Here is a 15,045-nt window from a genome sequence, read left to right on the forward strand (position 1 = left end):
TCACCGCTTTTTGCTGATGCCAATCCCCGAGCCAAGTCAGCCCCACGTCCGCAAAGCCGCTAAAATCATCCTAGTTGAGACACGTCACCGATAATCGCTAGAAAGGTTGTCCCACGGTGCCAGATAATAAAAAGCGCGGAGAAGACGCGATGCACAAGCTCGACCGCGAGCTAAAGTCCCGTGACCGCAAACAAAAGACTCGTCCTTTTGGTGTCGCCGTAGCCTCGCTCGTCGTCATCCTCGGCATCGCGGGAGGAATTTACTTCCTCTCCACCCGCGATGGCTCTGAGGGCGAAATCCAGGCGGAAGATACCTCGGAAGCTAAGACCACGCAGGAAGCCCCCAAGGCAGAGCCCTTGAGCGGCAAGCGCGCGGAAGCCCTGCCGGCAACCGTCCAGTGCGAGTACAAGGACAATGGGCAGGATGGCCACGGTGCCAAGAAGCCCGACGGCAAGGATATTTCCACCGAGGGCACTGTCACCGTATCCTTCGATACCACCCAGGGCCCGATCGAGATGAACCTAGATCGTGCCACCGCGCCTTGTACCACCCACGCTATTTCGGAACTGGCTGACTCCGGCTTCTACGATGACACCGTCTGCCACCGTATGACCTCTGGTGGCTTGAACGTGCTCCAGTGCGGCGATCCCACCGGTTCCGGTACCGGCGGCCCAGGCTTCAGCTTTGCGAATGAATACCCCACCGATGAAACTGATGACGAGGACTTGCAGAACCCAGTTGTCTACCCCCGCGGTTCCGTCGCTATGGCCAATAGCGGTCCGGATACCAACGGCTCCCAGTTCTTCCTTAACTACGATGACTCGGAGTTGCCTCCTAACTACACCTACTTTGGCACCATCACCGAAGATGGCCTCAAGACCCTAGACAAGATTGCCGAGGCCGGCGTAGACACCGGCGAGCAGGGCGGTCTCCCAGGCGGCCAAGAAGACGGCAAGCCTGCAGAAGAGGTAAAGATCAAAAAGGCTACGGTAAAGGCCTAGTCTGCGGCATCGGCGCTTGCCGATGCCTCCCCCCTACATTTGCCTCACCCCAGCGCAATGCACGAACTAAATCGTGGCGTGGCGCTGGGGCATTTTCATATCCGATGCTTTGCCTTGAATACCCTCCTACCTGCACTTAACTCCAGAAAGCACATCCTTCCCATTCACACCATCTGTATTAATCACCCCCTCAAAACACCCCTATTCCTTAATGATAATGTTTTTTATTAAAATCAGCTTGGGGTAATTCGGACAGCTACGAAGCCGTCTAATATCTAAAAATTTGAACACCACAAGCTTGATAGGAAACACAATGAAGCTTTTCTCCCGCAAGGCCTTCCTCGCCGGCGCAACCGCCCTATCCGTTACTCTCGCTGACACCACCGTGGCCACTGCCGCAGAGAATGTGGATACCGCCGCTCAGGTCTCATCTGCCACCTCCACCGGCGCTCCTAGCCAGAAGATTGATTCGGACGCAAACAAGCAAAACGACGCCAAGAAAACGCAAGACTTGTCTTCCAAGGACGCGAATCCTGAGTCCATCAAGGCCTGGATCGAAGTTATTACTGCTGCTGTCGGTGCACTGGGTACTCTCTTCGCTTTCGCCAATAAGTACATCAACATCGATGACCTTCTAAAGAACTTCAAACTTCCTTTCTAAACGCTAACGCGCCTTGAGAGTGCTTAACCGCCGTGCTCTTATTGAACTGCACGGCGGTTCTACGAAAGGTAGTTCTGAAGTTCTCCCCCCTCTATCAAATCTTTAAGACTCTTTGGCCTGTTTGATATACCCAGAGCCAACGAGGTCATTAAAGATATCTGGGTCTATGTCCTGACCATTCTTGATGACAGATATGTGCCCGGTGGGTTCTAAAACCATAATCTGAACGTCTTCCATGCGGGCCAAACCAGCCTTTCGCACCGCGGAATACACGTCAGAGCGAGTGATGTGGGACACGGTGAGATTATCGTCAATCATCTCGCCCTGAAAGACGATGAGAACAGGGCGGCGATCCAAAAATCGCGTCCACTTCACCACCTTGCGGATGGTGCCGAATGCAGCTTCCAGGGCCATCAGCGTGGTCAGCCCGATAACACCCGCCGCTAATGTGGGTGGAACACCAATGATCACACGCCCGGCAACGGCACCGAACATAATGATGATGATCGCGTCAGAGGCCGTCATGGAGGTCAATACGCGAGAACCAAAAAGCTTTACCAAGACCATAAAGGCAAGATAGATGCCTAATGTAGACAACATGACAACAGGAACTCGATGTAGCTCGATTCCTAGTTGAAAAGTAGCCTCGCGTAAAAACCGTTCAAAGATATCCACGGCTTTTGAGGTTACTAGGATGCAAGACACAGCACAGAAAAATAAGCGCTTTTCCCCCTTTAAGCGAGGAAAAGCGCTTTTCGCGTATCCGCAGGAATTGGATCCCTAATTAGATGTGAAAAGTCTTGCGCAGGTCATCAAAGATGGCCCGCAGTGGTGCCGGCAGCACCTGGGGATTTAACCCAATAAAGGCGATTCCTGCCGCTAGTGCCGCCACGATGGCAAGGGCTGCGCCACCAAAGGAAGAGCCTTGCGGTATCTTCGGGGCACCATTGGCGTCACCCAATTCCACGGGCAGGATTGCTTGCGTACCAGCGTCGGTGGTGATTTCTAGGTTCTGAGAGCCAGTTAGGCCTTCTGGAACGGTAAGCGTCACTTGCGCACGTCCGCGCTCGCCAAATTGGTCATCGCCTTCCTGCTTGGAGTTGTCGATATCGGCAGATACTTCCTCATCCCCCAACTTCACCGTAACCGTCTTAGCCATTGGCTCGCCCTCACTGGTGTAGTTCAAGCTGGACAGTTCGACGGTGATTTCTTTACCTGGGACAATATCGCCATCGATGTGGGCGCCAATTTGGCCCTGTCCCTTGCGGACCTCGGACTCACCGGACGCAATGTAGTCGATCATGGCTTGGGCGTCCATGTATCCCACATCGTTCTTGTCCTTGATGGAGCCTGCTTCAAAGTAACCATCGCCACCCTTTTCGCTGTCGCTGGAAGCAAGGAAGGAAGAAAGCGCGATGGAATAGTCCTTATTCGGATCGAGGGGCTCGCCATTAACAGTCACCGCCTTGACGCGCTGGCCGTGAGATGCTTTTTGGTCATAGACCACCTGGACATTATTGGACAGCCCCATGGCTAGACGCGGCCTACTACCCTCCTGCCACTGGTTTTCTAGTGCGGTGATGAAGTCCTTGCCGGAGACCTTCGCGGTAATAACAGAGTTACCAAACGGCTGGACCTCAAAGATGTCCTTGTACGTTACATCGCCACCCTGCAAATCGGCGCGCACTCCGCCTGCATTCATGACGCCGAGGTCAATGTCCTCACCCACCTGCTTGCTCATGGCATAGCGCTGCCCTTCCGCGATGAAGTTATTCAGGGTGGACTCGACACCGCGGTTAGAGCCTGGCTTTTGCCCCTCATCGGAACCGCGGAACAAGTCGGTTTCGACTGTGCCAGCGCTCTTCGAGCCTTCTACCTCGGCTTCATCCTGTGCCTTCTTAACGATGCCCGCAATGTCAGCATCGGGTTCTACCTGCGCCGCAGCAGTCGCGTCGTACTGCTTGAGATCAATGCTTTTCACCTTGCCCGCGGCCTTGTCGAAGGTAATATCGGCATCGTTCAGCAGCTTGCCGTACTCATAACCTTGCGCCCACTGCAGTGGCAGCGCGCCGTCGCGTTCAACCGTTCCCTGGGTGGTCTGGTGGGTATCGCCGCCAAAGAGGATATCGACGTCCTTATTAAAGCCCTTTGCGTATTCTTCCGCATCCTCGTGGAAAAGGGAAACCACGACATCTGCCTCGCCGCTTTCCTTCAAGCGAGTGGCTTCTTTGTTCGTTGCCTCGACAGGATCGGTAAAGGTAACGCCCGGAATCTTTGCCGCGGATACCTTGAACTTGGTGTTTTGGGTGACGGTGCCGACGTAGCCGACCTTCACGCCATCGATTTCTTCCACATGAGAGGCATCCAAAAGCGGCTTGCCGTCTTTTAATACATTGGCGCCGAGGATGGGATAGTCAGAAGCGGGCTGGATACGATCCGTTAGGTCCTCGGTGCCTTTGTCGAATTCGTGGTTGCCCACTGCGGTTGCCTTCATCCCCATGGCATTGAGCGCTTCCAGGGTGTATTTGTCATCCGAGATGGCCGAGACGAATGCAGAACCGCCCACGTTATCGCCCGAAGAGGTGAGGTTGAACTCCTGGCCTTCGTTGACCTGCTTGATAAGCGATTGCAGGCGAGCCACGCCAATCTCATCGCCCGCCTTAGCAGGGTCGCTCAGACCATCTTCCAGGTGACCGTGCAAGTCAGTGATATTGGTAACCGAGATGGTGGTCATGTTCTCCTGCGCTAGGGCCTGCGTGCCGGAGAGAGCGACGGCGGTGACGGTGGTGGCGGCCACCAACTGGCCGATGCGGCGGAACTGCATAATTACTCCTGTGTCGTAGAAAGTATTCAGATAATTTATATCGCTTTCTTAACCAACTCGCAGAAAGCACACCACCCGTGAACTGGTCTTTTACCTCTCCTCCGCCCAGAATTCACACAATCGTCACCTGCCCGTAGCCCGCGCGTTGCTCTACCAAGCAACCGCGCAGGGAGGTAGCCAGGCAGTCAAACGGTTACGCGGTCACGCGGTAGACGTCAAAGACGCCCTCGGTATTGCGCAGCGTCGTCATCAACGAACCCAGCTGTTTGGTATCCGAGACTGAAAAGGTGAATCGCATCGTGGCAATTTGGTCCTCGCCGCGGTTCGAATTCATGGTCAACACATTAATGTTCTGGTCACTGAGTACCCGCGTTAGCTCAGACAGCAAGCCCTGACGGTCCAATGCCTCAAGCTGCAGCGTGGCAGAAAAGGCGCCGGTAGAAGAGGTACCAGAGGACCATTCGACCTTCAACATGCGTTCCGGTTCGGATTTGAGCTTTTCCGCGTTGGCGCAGTCCGCACGGTGCACGGATACTCCCCCACCGCGGGTGACGAAACCGAAAATAGCGTCCCCGGGCACCGGCTGGCAGCACTTCGCAAGCTTGGCCATGACATCGGGGCTTCCCTCCACCAAGATGCCCGTGCCGGAGGCGGAGTCCTTAGTATGCTGCGCGCGAGAATGCTCGAGCTCCGACAGCGGGGTTCGAGAAGCCAGCGCATCCACGGCATCATCGCGATCGCCGAACATGGCGACCAATTGGTTGGCCACGTGTTGTGCGGAAACATGTCCTGCGCCGATGGCAGTATACAGGGCATCGACATCAGAATAGTGCAGCTGTTCTGCCACCTGCTTCATGGAGCTGGCGGTAAACAGGCGGTGCATCGGCAAGCCGCCGCGCTGCACCTCAGTGGCCAAGGCATCGCGCCCGGCTTCAAGGTGCTCCTCACGCCTTTCCTTGGCAAACCACTGGCGGACCTTTGCCTTGGCACGCGGGGAGACCAAGAATTCCTGCCAATCGCGCGACGGGCCGGCGTTAGGATCCTTGGAGGTAAAGATTTCTACCTTGTCGCCAGATTTCAGCGGCGATTCTAGCGCCACCAATTTGCCGTTGACCTTGGCACCAATGCAGCGGTGCCCGACCTCCGTATGCACGGCATAGGCAAAATCCACCGGAGTGGAACCCGCCGGCAGATCCACCACATCACCCTTCGGGGTAAAGGCGAAGATCTGGCGCGCCGTCAGGTCATAGCGCAGGGAATCGAGAAACTCATTGGGGTCAGCCGCTTCTTTCTGCCAGTCCAGCAGCTGGCGCATCCAGGCCATCTGGTCCACCTCTTCCTGGTGCCCAGAATTCTTTCCCTTCGTTTCCTTATAGCGCCAGTGCGCGGCGACGCCGAATTCGGCGTTGTAGTGCATCTCGTGCGTGCGGACCTGTACCTCAAGGGTCGCTCCGCCGTCCGCGAGCACCGTCGTATGCAAAGACTGGTAGACGCCGAAGCGCGGGGAGGAAATATAATCCTTAAAACGCCCCGGCAGAGCCTGGTAGATGGAGTGCACGACGCCAATGGCGGCGTAACAGCTATTGCTGTCATCCACCAGCACGCGAATGCCCACCAAGTCGAAGATCTCCGCGAACTCGCGGCCGCGGACGACCATCTTTTGATAGATAGACCAGTAATGCTTCGGCCGGCCCATTACTTCGGCCTCGATGCCATTTTCCTTTAAGGCGGCACCCACTTGGTTGATGATTTCCTTCAGGGCACGATCGCGCGAGGGCGCGCGCTCTGCCACCATGCGCACGATTTCGTCGTACTTTTTGGGATAGAGGATGGCAAAAGACAAATCCTCTAGTTCCCATTTCACGCTCGCCATGCCCAACCGGTGAGCCAAGGGGGCAATGACTTCTAGCGTTTGGCGCGCCTTTTTGGCCTGCTTTTCTGGAGGCAAGAAGCGCATCGTGCGCATATTGTGCAGCCGGTCGCTGACCTTGATGACAAGGACGCGCGGATCGTTGGCCATGGCGACGATCATCTTGCGGATCGTCTCAGCCTCGGCCGCAGCACCCAAGGCCACCTTGTCCAGCTTGGTCACGCCATCAACGAGCCGGGCAACTTCGGGCCCGAAGTCTCGGGTCAGATCCTCCAGCGTGTAATCGGTATCCTCCACCGTATCGTGCAGGAGCGCTGCAACAATGGTGGTGGTATCCATACCGATTTCCGCGGCAATCGTAGCTACGGCCAGAGGGTGGGTAATATACGGCTCACCCGACTTGCGGAATACTCCCTCATGCAACCTTTCCGCGGTGTTATAGGCAGCGTTGAGTAGTTCCGCATCCGCCTTGGGATGGAATTTCCGGTGGATAGACATGAGGGGATCGAGCACGGGGTTAATCTTGACCCGCCCGCCGGTCAGTGACCGGGCAAGCCGAGCAGACATGCTCCGCATCCCGTTATTAGCCTGGCGTTTTGCTGACTTATCCGTGGCCATCTCTACCGCCCTTCACAATGCCGCAGCCTTTATTGCTGGCTGCAGCGCCTTTCCAGATCGTGTGATCTAGCTTAGACACACCATCTTAGTCAGCGTCATCCAGCACAATGAGCGGCGGGCCCGATAAGCGTTCACGACCATTAAGACCCTTAACTTCTAGCACCACTACATTGCCCGCGACCTCGGCACCTGCAGACTCCAGCAACAGTTTGGCTCCGTGGAGGGTGCCACCGGTGGCTAGGACGTCATCGACAAGCACCACGCGCTTGCCCTTCACATCAACGCCGCTGGCGGGGATCTCCAACGCGGCCGAACCATATTCCAGTTCGTATTCCTCGGTATATACCGGCGGCGGAAGCTTGCCCTTCTTACGAATGGCCAAAATGCCCAAACCCAGTTTGTACGCCACGGCAGAGCCAAGCAGGAACCCGCGGGCATCCAAGCCGCCAATGAGATCCGCACCCAGCTCCTCGCACGCGGCCGCGAGTCCATCAACAACGGCCTGAAATGCCTCAGGATCGGCTAATACCGGTGTGAGGTCTTCAAAAAGAATCCCTTCTTCTGGAAAGTCCTGCACAAGGCGCACGTTATCGCGCAATGCTTGTGCTGCTGATTCGTAGTGAGAGGTCATCATCTTCCTTGAGAACTAAATAGCGAGAATTAATTTAGGAGCGAACAAGGCCTAGGCCTTTTCCACAGGTTCTTGTGTCGACACGTGCCAACGGTCCATATTCCAGCCGATGCCCGAGATGCCAGTGTACGGCAGGACACCCTCCACGTCGCGATGAACGATGAACACGCGCGGCTGCGCAGCGACCGGAATGGAGGGAACACTCTCCCACAGCTGCTCTTCCTGCTCCTTGAGCTCAACGGAGTTTTTGATGCTGGAATCAGCGGCGGAGTACTCGGTCAGCGGATCGACTGGGCCCAAGAAGGCATCGATAATTGGCTGCCCCGTTTCCGGATCAGGGTTGAGATAAAACTGCGATAGGTTCTCCTCCGCAGCATCCTCGATGGTAATCCCCGCCGGTTCGCAGGAGGCGCGCAGCGCATCGACCATCGCCTGATAGCGCTTATCCGGGCCAACGTAGCCCACCTTGATGGTGGACCCATTCAACTGGCCGGCCGCAGCCATGTCCGTTCCCTCGTGGTCCTTCGCCACCGAGCCTAGCGTTTGGGCTACCGGATCTTGGACAGAGACGGTACGCACATAAGCCGGTGGAACATCGACACCAGATATTTCGGAGCTCTTTTGTGCTAACGCCGCTTGGTCGACGCAGGCAGCAAATGCCTTCCTAGCAGAAGGCGCTGCAAAAATCCCAGCCTGCGACAGCGTCAACGTATCGGTTTGCAGGCCCACCTTGGTGGTCGTTTCAAACTCGGTATTGTCAGCGCCCGCGGAGTCCTCCCCATCGGAGCCGTGTTCTTTATTCGAGTCAGATCCATTTGTGGATTCTGGGGCGTCGTTACCTTCCTCGGATTCTGCGTCCTTGCCCGCGTTCCCTGAGAGCCAGTCGGGCGCCGCGATGACGGAGTCTGCCACCTTGAGAACGCCCTTATTCGCAAGTTCCTGTGCGTTGGCAGTACTCGGCCAAATGACCAGGCGATCCAAGGCAGGCTCATCACCGCGGTACTGCTCATTGGCTTTTAGGAAAACCTCGCCGGAATCGCCCACCTTATCCGCAGTGAATGGTCCGTAGGAGACCTGCAGCTCGGGGTCAAAGTCATCCTTGGCTGTAGAAAACCCATAGCGCCACAATTCCGCTACTGGCTGCAACGTCGCCATGTCTTCTGCGTGCAAGGCCGCGTTGAGTTCCTCTACGGTCAAATCCGTCTTCTGCGCAAGCGCGTGCGCAGGCATGACGGTGCCAGGGCCAAACATTTGGCGCCACCGATGTCCCTGGTCTTTCTGAAAAGTCAGTGTAAAGGCCTTGCTCTGCGGTGCGCACTCGATATCTGCGATGTCATTCATCAGCGGCATATGCGAGGCAAATTCAACCGGGTGCGTGCCAGCCGTATAGGCAAGCAGGTAATCATCGCAGGTGACGGGGGCACCATCGGAGAATGTGGCGTCATCGGCAAGCGTCACACGCACGCTTTCCTGATCACTATCAGCTGCCGGCGGAAGCTCTTCGGTCTCTACCAAATCCGCATTGGGAATAAGCTGCCCGGAGGGCCCCGGGACAAAAAGGCCGGGATAAAGCCGCGTCGAAAGTTGGGCCGCTGAGGTGGTGCTGCCGAAGGCGGTGCCGGCATTCGTCGTGGTCAGCTGAGAGTTAACCATATATCCGGCGTAGTTGTAGGACTCCGGATCGCTGGGCGTAGCCTGGTCAACGCTCTCGGATTCCTCACTGCTGCACGAGGCCGCTACCAGCGCAAGGGCGGAAAGCCCCGCTGCAACCGCCGTGATTTTGGGACGGCGCCCCCACCACCGTGTGGTGCCTAATCTGCGTTCCACGGTACGCACAACCCCTTTTCTCCTAAAAAGACCAAGCTTTAGTCTGCCTGATTATGCCGTGTTCAAGGGCACTTAGCGGCCCGGGCGCCACGTAGCACCGGTATGGCCGGAGGCACTGCTGCCGTGATCAGTTTGTTCTTCTGCCACTTCCTTGTGCGTCTTGGCCCCGACATCGGAAGGCGTAACCACCTTGCGCTTTGCAGAACCCGCATCCGCTGGTTCACCTTCCTCAGATTTACCTGCGCGGTAATCTAGCACACGCTGCGTGTGCTGCTTGACGCGCTTAGTCCAATTAGCAAACGTCACCACCAACGGAGTGGCCAAGAAAATCGAGGAGAAAATACCCTCGATAACGCCAATGAGCTGGATCAGCGCCAAATCGCGCAGCGTACCGATGCCCATAAGCCATACGGCAATGACGAACAGCGCGATAATAGGCAGCGCGGAAATGATAGAGGTGGAAATGGAACGCATGACCGTCTGGTTGATCGCCAAGTTGGCGAGTTCCCCATAGGTCTTAGATCGTTGGCCTTCCAGCCCGGCCGTATTCTCATTGACCTTGTCAAAGACGATGACGGAGTCATAGATGGAGAAGGTCAGGACGGTGAGCAAACCGATGATGACGGCGGGAGAAACTTCAAACCCGAAGAGGGCGTAGATACCGGCGATGACGATGCCATCAATAATTAGCGCCAAAATGGCGGCAAAAGCCATAATCTTTTGCAGGCGTACCGCCACATAGATTGTCGCTGCAACGAGGAATACGATCATGGCGAGGATCATGCGCTGCGTAATCGAGGAGCCCCACGATTCGGACACGGTGGAAGAACCGATGGCGTCCGGGGTGGCCTCCCCGTTTTCATCCTTGGGTTGGAATTCCTCGTAGATCGCAGACCGAGCGCTGTCTACCTCTTCTTGGCTCAAGCGCTCAGAGGTGATTTCGAGCGTCTCAGAATCACCGGCACCAACGATGCGCACTTGCTCCGGTTCAACGCCAGTGGAGTCCTCGAAGACGGTAGCTACCTCGTCTTCTTTCAAGTCCCCAGCAGGCATGGACAAGGTGGTGCCACCCTCAAAGTCGAGGGAAAGCGTAAATCCACGAATCAAGATAGCGACGATGGCACCGACGAGGAGCGCGGCGGTAATCCCGTACCACCGTTTGGTATGGCCAATGAAGTCATAGCCACGCTCGTCTTCATAGAGGCGATCTAAACCTGAAATCTTATTTTTAGTCGATACGGCCATGATTATTTCTCCTCATCTTCCGCAGCTGCTGAGGGCGAAGAACTCTCAGACGAATCGGCGCCAACGGATGCCGAATTTTCAGTGGAGCGCTCCTGCGGCGTAGTAGCGGCAGAACGGGAATCTCCGTAGTAGCCGCGCTCGCACCGCTCTTCAATTAGCGCATAAATTCCACCCAAACCATTCATCGATGGCTTGGCTGCCGCAGGGCGGCGGCCAATAATCTGCATCAACGGTGCCATGACCAAGAAGGACACGACGAGGTCGAAGACCGTGGTCAGGCCCAAAGTAAACGCGAAGCCCTTCACTTCACCGATGGCGAGGAAGTAGACAATGACAGAACCGATGAGTGTCACCGCATTACCGGTGACGATGGTGCTGCGCGAGCGCTCCCAGGCCTTCTGCGTTGCTGACCTAAAGGTTCTACCTTCTAAGAGTTCATCCTTGATGCGCTCGTAGTACACCACGAACGAGTCCGCTGTCGCACCGACACCGATGACCAAACCGGCGATACCGGAAAGGTCGAGCGAGTAACCAATCCAGCGCCCCAGCAGCACAATAGCGCCGTAGGTTAGCAGGGCAGAGCCGAGCAGGAAGATAACGGACACACCACTGAGCGCGCGGAAGTAGTACAGCGAGTAAAGGATGACCAAAATCAAGCCTGCCAAGCCAGCCCAAAGACCAGCTTCTAGCGCTGCCTTACCCAGTGTCGGAGGAATGGACTCCACCGTGCCACCGGGCTCGCCGTTTTCGCCGGCAAAGGACAGCGGCAATGCGCCGTAGCGCAGGTTATTGGCTAGGTTATTGGCTTCTTCTTGGCTAAATTCACCATTAATGGAGGTAGCGGAACCATACGGGGTAGCACCCTGGATAACCGGCGCAGAAATGACAGCCGAGTCAAGGGTGATAGCAATCTGGTCGTTCAGATGCTCCCGCGTAAGGTCAGCCCAGGTCTGGGAACCGTTCGGGCCGTTGCCAGTCTTGAAGGAGAAGCTGATCTCCATCTGGCCGGACTGCGGGTTGAGGCCACCGTTGATCGGGGAATTGGTATCAATCTCATTACCCGTCAAACGGGTACCGTCTTCATCCTCAATGCCACTGAGCAACGGGGCTGGCTCCAAGACATAAGGAGTGCCGCTGTCGTAATCACAGGTAACAAAAGGCTTGGACGGATCGTCTGCGCCAGCCAGCGGGTCAGCGGCTCCCTGGCACGTCAAAAGTGAAGAGGCCGCTGCCTGCGTAGTCGGATCCTCCGATTGGCGGTCCTTCAACAACATCTCGGTGATTTCATCGCGACGCTCGGTCTGCTCAATTGAGTTGGACGGCTCATCCAAAGGCTTAGCGGAAACCTTCGGGGCCTTGACGTCTTTCGCTTCCTTGCCCTCAGCCTGCGCTTCTTGCTGGGCAACGGCATTGGTGACGTCTTCCAACTTCTTGTTAGCTTCGTCCTTATCTAGGACGCCGTATTTGACCCAGCGGTTGGCCATATCCTCTAGCTCTTTGTCGAGCTTATCCAAATCCGGCGCCGAGGGTTGCGCCACCGGGCGGAAGTACAACTGAGAGGTCTGCCCCACTGCCTGGGCCTGCGAGGCGTCCTCGCCCGGTACTGTGATGACGAGGGTATTGCCGTTGATGACGACCTCGGAACCAGAAACGCCCATACCGTTCACGCGCTGTTCCAAAATATTGCGCGCCTGCCGTAGCTGGTCCTGGGTGGGGTCTTCACCTTGTGGTGCCAAGGTAACGCGCGTGCCGCCCTGCAGGTCAATGCCTAGCTTCGGGGTGGCTTGGCGGTTTCCGGTGAAAAAGACCAGCGCATAGATAACGACCACGATAAGCCCAAAAAGCGCGAGGGCGCGCTTGGGCCATTGGCGGTTGCTATTTTTCATAGCGCCTCGAGATGATGCGGACAACGATATTCTCCTGTGCACTGCAAACCAGGGTGATTAAACATTAAATACGGCCCGCCCAATTCGGCACGGGCACGTTAACAACGCACAATCGTACGTCATGGAACAACATTTTCCTTAACGGGGTCCGCGATTCAGCGAAAATGTGTCAGGTTCTACGTTTCCCTTAAGCCAATTGCAGGTGCAGAGAACACTAGCCGTGTGCACAGGGTGCGCCCGCGTCTGCCTTCGTTGAGAGCACGGGCGATAACGAGGAATTAGCGGTTAGAGGGCTGCTCGCCTTCCCCACCAGTGAATCCGTCATCATTATTGTTCTCACCGTTGTCGCGCTGTGGCTCTCCAGCATTGTCTGCACCACCGCGGGCGAGGTTCTGAGCTTCGCTTTCGGTGCGAACCACCGCCATCTTGTCAAAGGTAAGGGTAACCCCCGGGGAAACCTCGAGGTCCACACTGGTATCGGTGGTTCCGCGCACCACGCCGTGGACACCGCCAGCGGTCACGATGCGATCTCCATTCTGCAGGGAGTTCTGCAGCGATTGCATGTCGTTTTGGCGCTGGCGTTGCTTACGCATCGCCATAAAGGAAGGAATGATGAACAAAATGACAATGATTATGAGAAAGATGATTTCCATAACTTTCCAGTATGCCAGACTGTTTGGTTCACAAAAACCATGGGCTAGTTCCGCCTCACTGACACCATCAGCGAGGTGTTCATGCTCCCTCAAAACAGCCCAATTGCCCTATCCGGAGGCGTCAGGCCCAGGTGCTGCCAGGCGGCTGCGGTGGCTACTCTGCCCCGCCCGGTGCGCGAAATCATGCCCGCGCGAACCAAGTACGGCTCGCACACCTCCTCCACAGTGGAGGGTTCCTCACCAACGGCGATGGCCAAGGTATTAACACCCACCGGCCCGCCACCATGACCATTGATCAGGGCATTAAGAACGGCACGGTCTAGCCGGTCCAACCCCATTTCATCAACATCGAATACCTCCAACGCCCCCTGCGCGGCGGAAAGATCGATGCGCCCGTTGCCATTGACCTCCGCATAGTCGCGCACGCGGCGCAGTAGGCGGTTGGCGATGCGCGGAGTGCCGCGCGAACGCGAGCCGATTTCAACGGCGGCATCATCGTCGATGGCGACGTCCAAGATATGTGCCGCACGCTTTATCACATGGGTGAGATCCTCGGTGCTGTAGTACTCCATTTGGGCGGTAAAGCCGAAGCGATCCCGCAGCGGACCAGTGAGCATTCCCGCTCGCGTTGTGGCTCCGACCAACGTAAACGGCGGGATCTCCAAGGGGATCGAGGTAGCTCCCGGCCCCTTGCCCACAATCACATCGATGCGGAAATCCTCCATGGCCATATAGAGCATTTCTTCGGCGGGCCGGGCTATGCGGTGGATCTCATCGATGAAGAGCACGTCGCCTTCCATGAGGTTCGAAAGCATGGCCGCGAGATCTCCCGCCCGCTCCAGCGCTGGACCCGAAGTCATGCGCAGCGACGTCCCAAGTTCCTGCGAGATGATCATGGCCATCGTGGTCTTACCCAGGCCGGGCGGACCCGATAGCAGGACGTGGTCCGGGGTGACCCCGCGGTTTTTCGCGCCGGTCAGCACGAGGGACAGCTGTTCCCTCACCTTTGGCTGCCCAATAAATTCCGTCAGGGATTTCGGGCGCAGGGAGCGCTCGATATCGTGTTCTTCGGCGTGAGCGGTGGCTTCCACATCACTATTGTGCTGTGAATCGTGCGCCTCATTCATTCCCTCCGGGAGGTTGAACTCGGTACGCTCAATATCGGACATGCTGTAGCCTTCGTGTCTTCTTGACGTCGTGTTCTTTTAACCCTGCTTACCCAACTGGGCTAGGGCCGCGCGCAGCAAGGTCGACGTATCCGCCGCGGGGGCTTCGGCATATGCCGCCTCCACCACGGGACGAGCCGCCTTCTCAGTAAATCCTAGGCCCAAGAGGGCTTCAGTAACGCTATCGACAACTGGGCCACCGCCGCTTGTTGCCGCCGGTGCCGCATCAGCCGTTGGAGTTCCAGCAAAGCGCTTTACCTTATCTTTAAGCTCCAAGGTAAGGCGTTGGGCCATCCGCTTGCCGACGCCCGGAATTGACTGCAGCGCCTTAACATCCTCCCCGCCAATGGCTGCAGCCAGCTCTTCTGCTCCCATGACGGATAATGCAGCCAAGGCGAGTTTAGGGCCCAAGCCGGACACGGATTGCAGCACCTGGAACATTTCGCGATCGTCATCGCTGGTAAAACCGTACAGGGTCAACGCATCTTCCTTGACCACCAAGGTAGTGAGCACAAAGGCAGTTTCCCCACGGCGCAGGGTTCCCAACGTCTTTGCAGTGGCCAAGAACTTATAGCCCACCCCTCCGCAATCAATAACGCCGTGATCTAAACCAATGTGGAGGACTTCTCCCCGCAATGCCGCAATCATTTTCTACCGTGCCTT

The 15,045-nt window shown here is 56.7% G+C and carries 12 protein-coding genes; 2 read left to right on the forward strand and 10 right to left on the reverse strand.

The features are described 5' to 3' along the window. Positions 1-116 precede the first annotated feature (116 nt). Together ABRP66_RS04715 and ABRP66_RS04720 are read left to right on the forward strand one after the other, a co-directional pair. A complete protein-coding gene (locus ABRP66_RS04715) occupies positions 117-1,001 on the forward strand; it encodes a peptidylprolyl isomerase (RefSeq protein ID WP_349838399.1) in 885 nt (294 codons plus the stop codon). A 313-nt stretch (positions 1,002-1,314) separates the two neighbouring features. After that, positions 1,315-1,662: a hypothetical protein gene (locus ABRP66_RS04720; RefSeq protein WP_349838400.1), complete on the forward strand. Its 348-nt coding sequence runs from the start codon at positions 1,315-1,317 to the stop codon at positions 1,660-1,662. Positions 1,663-1,764: 102 nt separating this feature from the next. On the opposite strand, the gene ABRP66_RS04725 is transcribed toward ABRP66_RS04720, so the two are convergent. The 10 genes from ABRP66_RS04725 to ruvA all read right to left on the reverse strand — a co-directional run bounded on the left by ABRP66_RS04725 (position 1,765) and on the right by ruvA (position 15,030). Next, positions 1,765-2,337 (reverse strand): DUF421 domain-containing protein, encoded by a 573-nt coding sequence (locus ABRP66_RS04725; RefSeq protein ID WP_410755690.1) that lies wholly within the window; start codon positions 2,335-2,337, stop codon positions 1,765-1,767. A gap of 109 nt (positions 2,338-2,446) precedes the next feature. Further along, positions 2,447-4,486, reverse strand: coding sequence for a bifunctional metallophosphatase/5'-nucleotidase (locus ABRP66_RS04730; RefSeq protein WP_284782043.1), 2,040 nt, complete (start codon positions 4,484-4,486; stop codon positions 2,447-2,449). Between the two features lie 193 nt (positions 4,487-4,679). Beyond that, positions 4,680-6,974, reverse strand: coding sequence for a RelA/SpoT family protein (locus ABRP66_RS04735; RefSeq protein WP_284782045.1), 2,295 nt, complete (start codon positions 6,972-6,974; stop codon positions 4,680-4,682). 85 nt (positions 6,975-7,059) lie between these two features. Then, on the reverse strand, positions 7,060-7,605 hold the full coding sequence (locus ABRP66_RS04740; RefSeq protein ID WP_284782245.1) for an adenine phosphoribosyltransferase: 546 nt from the start codon (positions 7,603-7,605) through the stop codon (positions 7,060-7,062). Positions 7,606-7,656: 51 nt separating this feature from the next. After that, on the reverse strand, positions 7,657-9,432 hold the full coding sequence (locus tag ABRP66_RS04745) for an ABC transporter substrate-binding protein (protein WP_349838401.1): 1,776 nt from the start codon (positions 9,430-9,432) through the stop codon (positions 7,657-7,659). A gap of 72 nt (positions 9,433-9,504) precedes the next feature. Next, positions 9,505-10,677 (reverse strand): protein translocase subunit SecF, encoded by a 1,173-nt coding sequence (gene secF, locus ABRP66_RS04750; RefSeq protein WP_349838402.1) that lies wholly within the window; start codon positions 10,675-10,677, stop codon positions 9,505-9,507. 2 nt (positions 10,678-10,679) lie between these two features. Next, positions 10,680-12,563 (reverse strand): protein translocase subunit SecD, encoded by a 1,884-nt coding sequence (secD, locus tag ABRP66_RS04755; RefSeq protein ID WP_349838403.1) that lies wholly within the window; start codon positions 12,561-12,563, stop codon positions 10,680-10,682. 278 nt (positions 12,564-12,841) lie between these two features. Next, positions 12,842-13,216 carry a preprotein translocase subunit YajC gene (yajC, locus tag ABRP66_RS04760; RefSeq protein ID WP_284853222.1) on the reverse strand — a complete coding sequence of 125 codons (375 nt, stop codon included), beginning with the start codon at positions 13,214-13,216 and terminating at the stop codon, positions 12,842-12,844. An 89-nt stretch (positions 13,217-13,305) separates the two neighbouring features. Beyond that, entirely contained in the window at positions 13,306-14,385 is a 1,080-nt protein-coding gene (ruvB, locus tag ABRP66_RS04765) for a Holliday junction branch migration DNA helicase RuvB (RefSeq protein ID WP_284853223.1), read from the reverse strand. 36 nt (positions 14,386-14,421) lie between these two features. Next, a complete protein-coding gene (gene ruvA / locus ABRP66_RS04770) occupies positions 14,422-15,030 on the reverse strand; it encodes a Holliday junction branch migration protein RuvA (RefSeq protein ID WP_284784230.1) in 609 nt (202 codons plus the stop codon). Positions 15,031-15,045 lie beyond the last annotated feature (15 nt).

This window comes from Corynebacterium sp. KPL2680, from assembly GCF_040225675.1.
Classification (GTDB): Bacteria; Actinomycetota; Actinomycetes; order Mycobacteriales; family Mycobacteriaceae; genus Corynebacterium; species Corynebacterium rhinophilum.

Coding starts and splice junctions, on each gene's coding strand:
- ABRP66_RS04720 (WP_349838400.1), top strand. CDS start 1,315: ATGAAGCTTTTCTCCCGCAAGGCCTTCCTCGCCGGCGCAACCGCCCTA.
- ABRP66_RS04730 (WP_284782043.1), bottom strand. CDS start 4,486: ATGCAGTTCCGCCGCATCGGCCAGTTGGTGGCCGCCACCACCGTCACC.
- ABRP66_RS04735 (WP_284782045.1), bottom strand. CDS start 6,974: ATGGCCACGGATAAGTCAGCAAAACGCCAGGCTAATAACGGGATGCGG.
- ABRP66_RS04740 (WP_284782245.1), bottom strand. CDS start 7,605: ATGACCTCTCACTACGAATCAGCAGCACAAGCATTGCGCGATAACGTG.
- secF (WP_349838402.1), bottom strand. CDS start 10,677: ATGGCCGTATCGACTAAAAATAAGATTTCAGGTTTAGATCGCCTCTAT.
- secD (WP_349838403.1), bottom strand. CDS start 12,563: ATGAAAAATAGCAACCGCCAATGGCCCAAGCGCGCCCTCGCGCTTTTT.
- yajC (WP_284853222.1), bottom strand. CDS start 13,216: ATGGAAATCATCTTTCTCATAATCATTGTCATTTTGTTCATCATTCCT.
- ruvB (WP_284853223.1), bottom strand. CDS start 14,385: ATGTCCGATATTGAGCGTACCGAGTTCAACCTCCCGGAGGGAATGAAT.
- ruvA (WP_284784230.1), bottom strand. CDS start 15,030: ATGATTGCGGCATTGCGGGGAGAAGTCCTCCACATTGGTTTAGATCAC.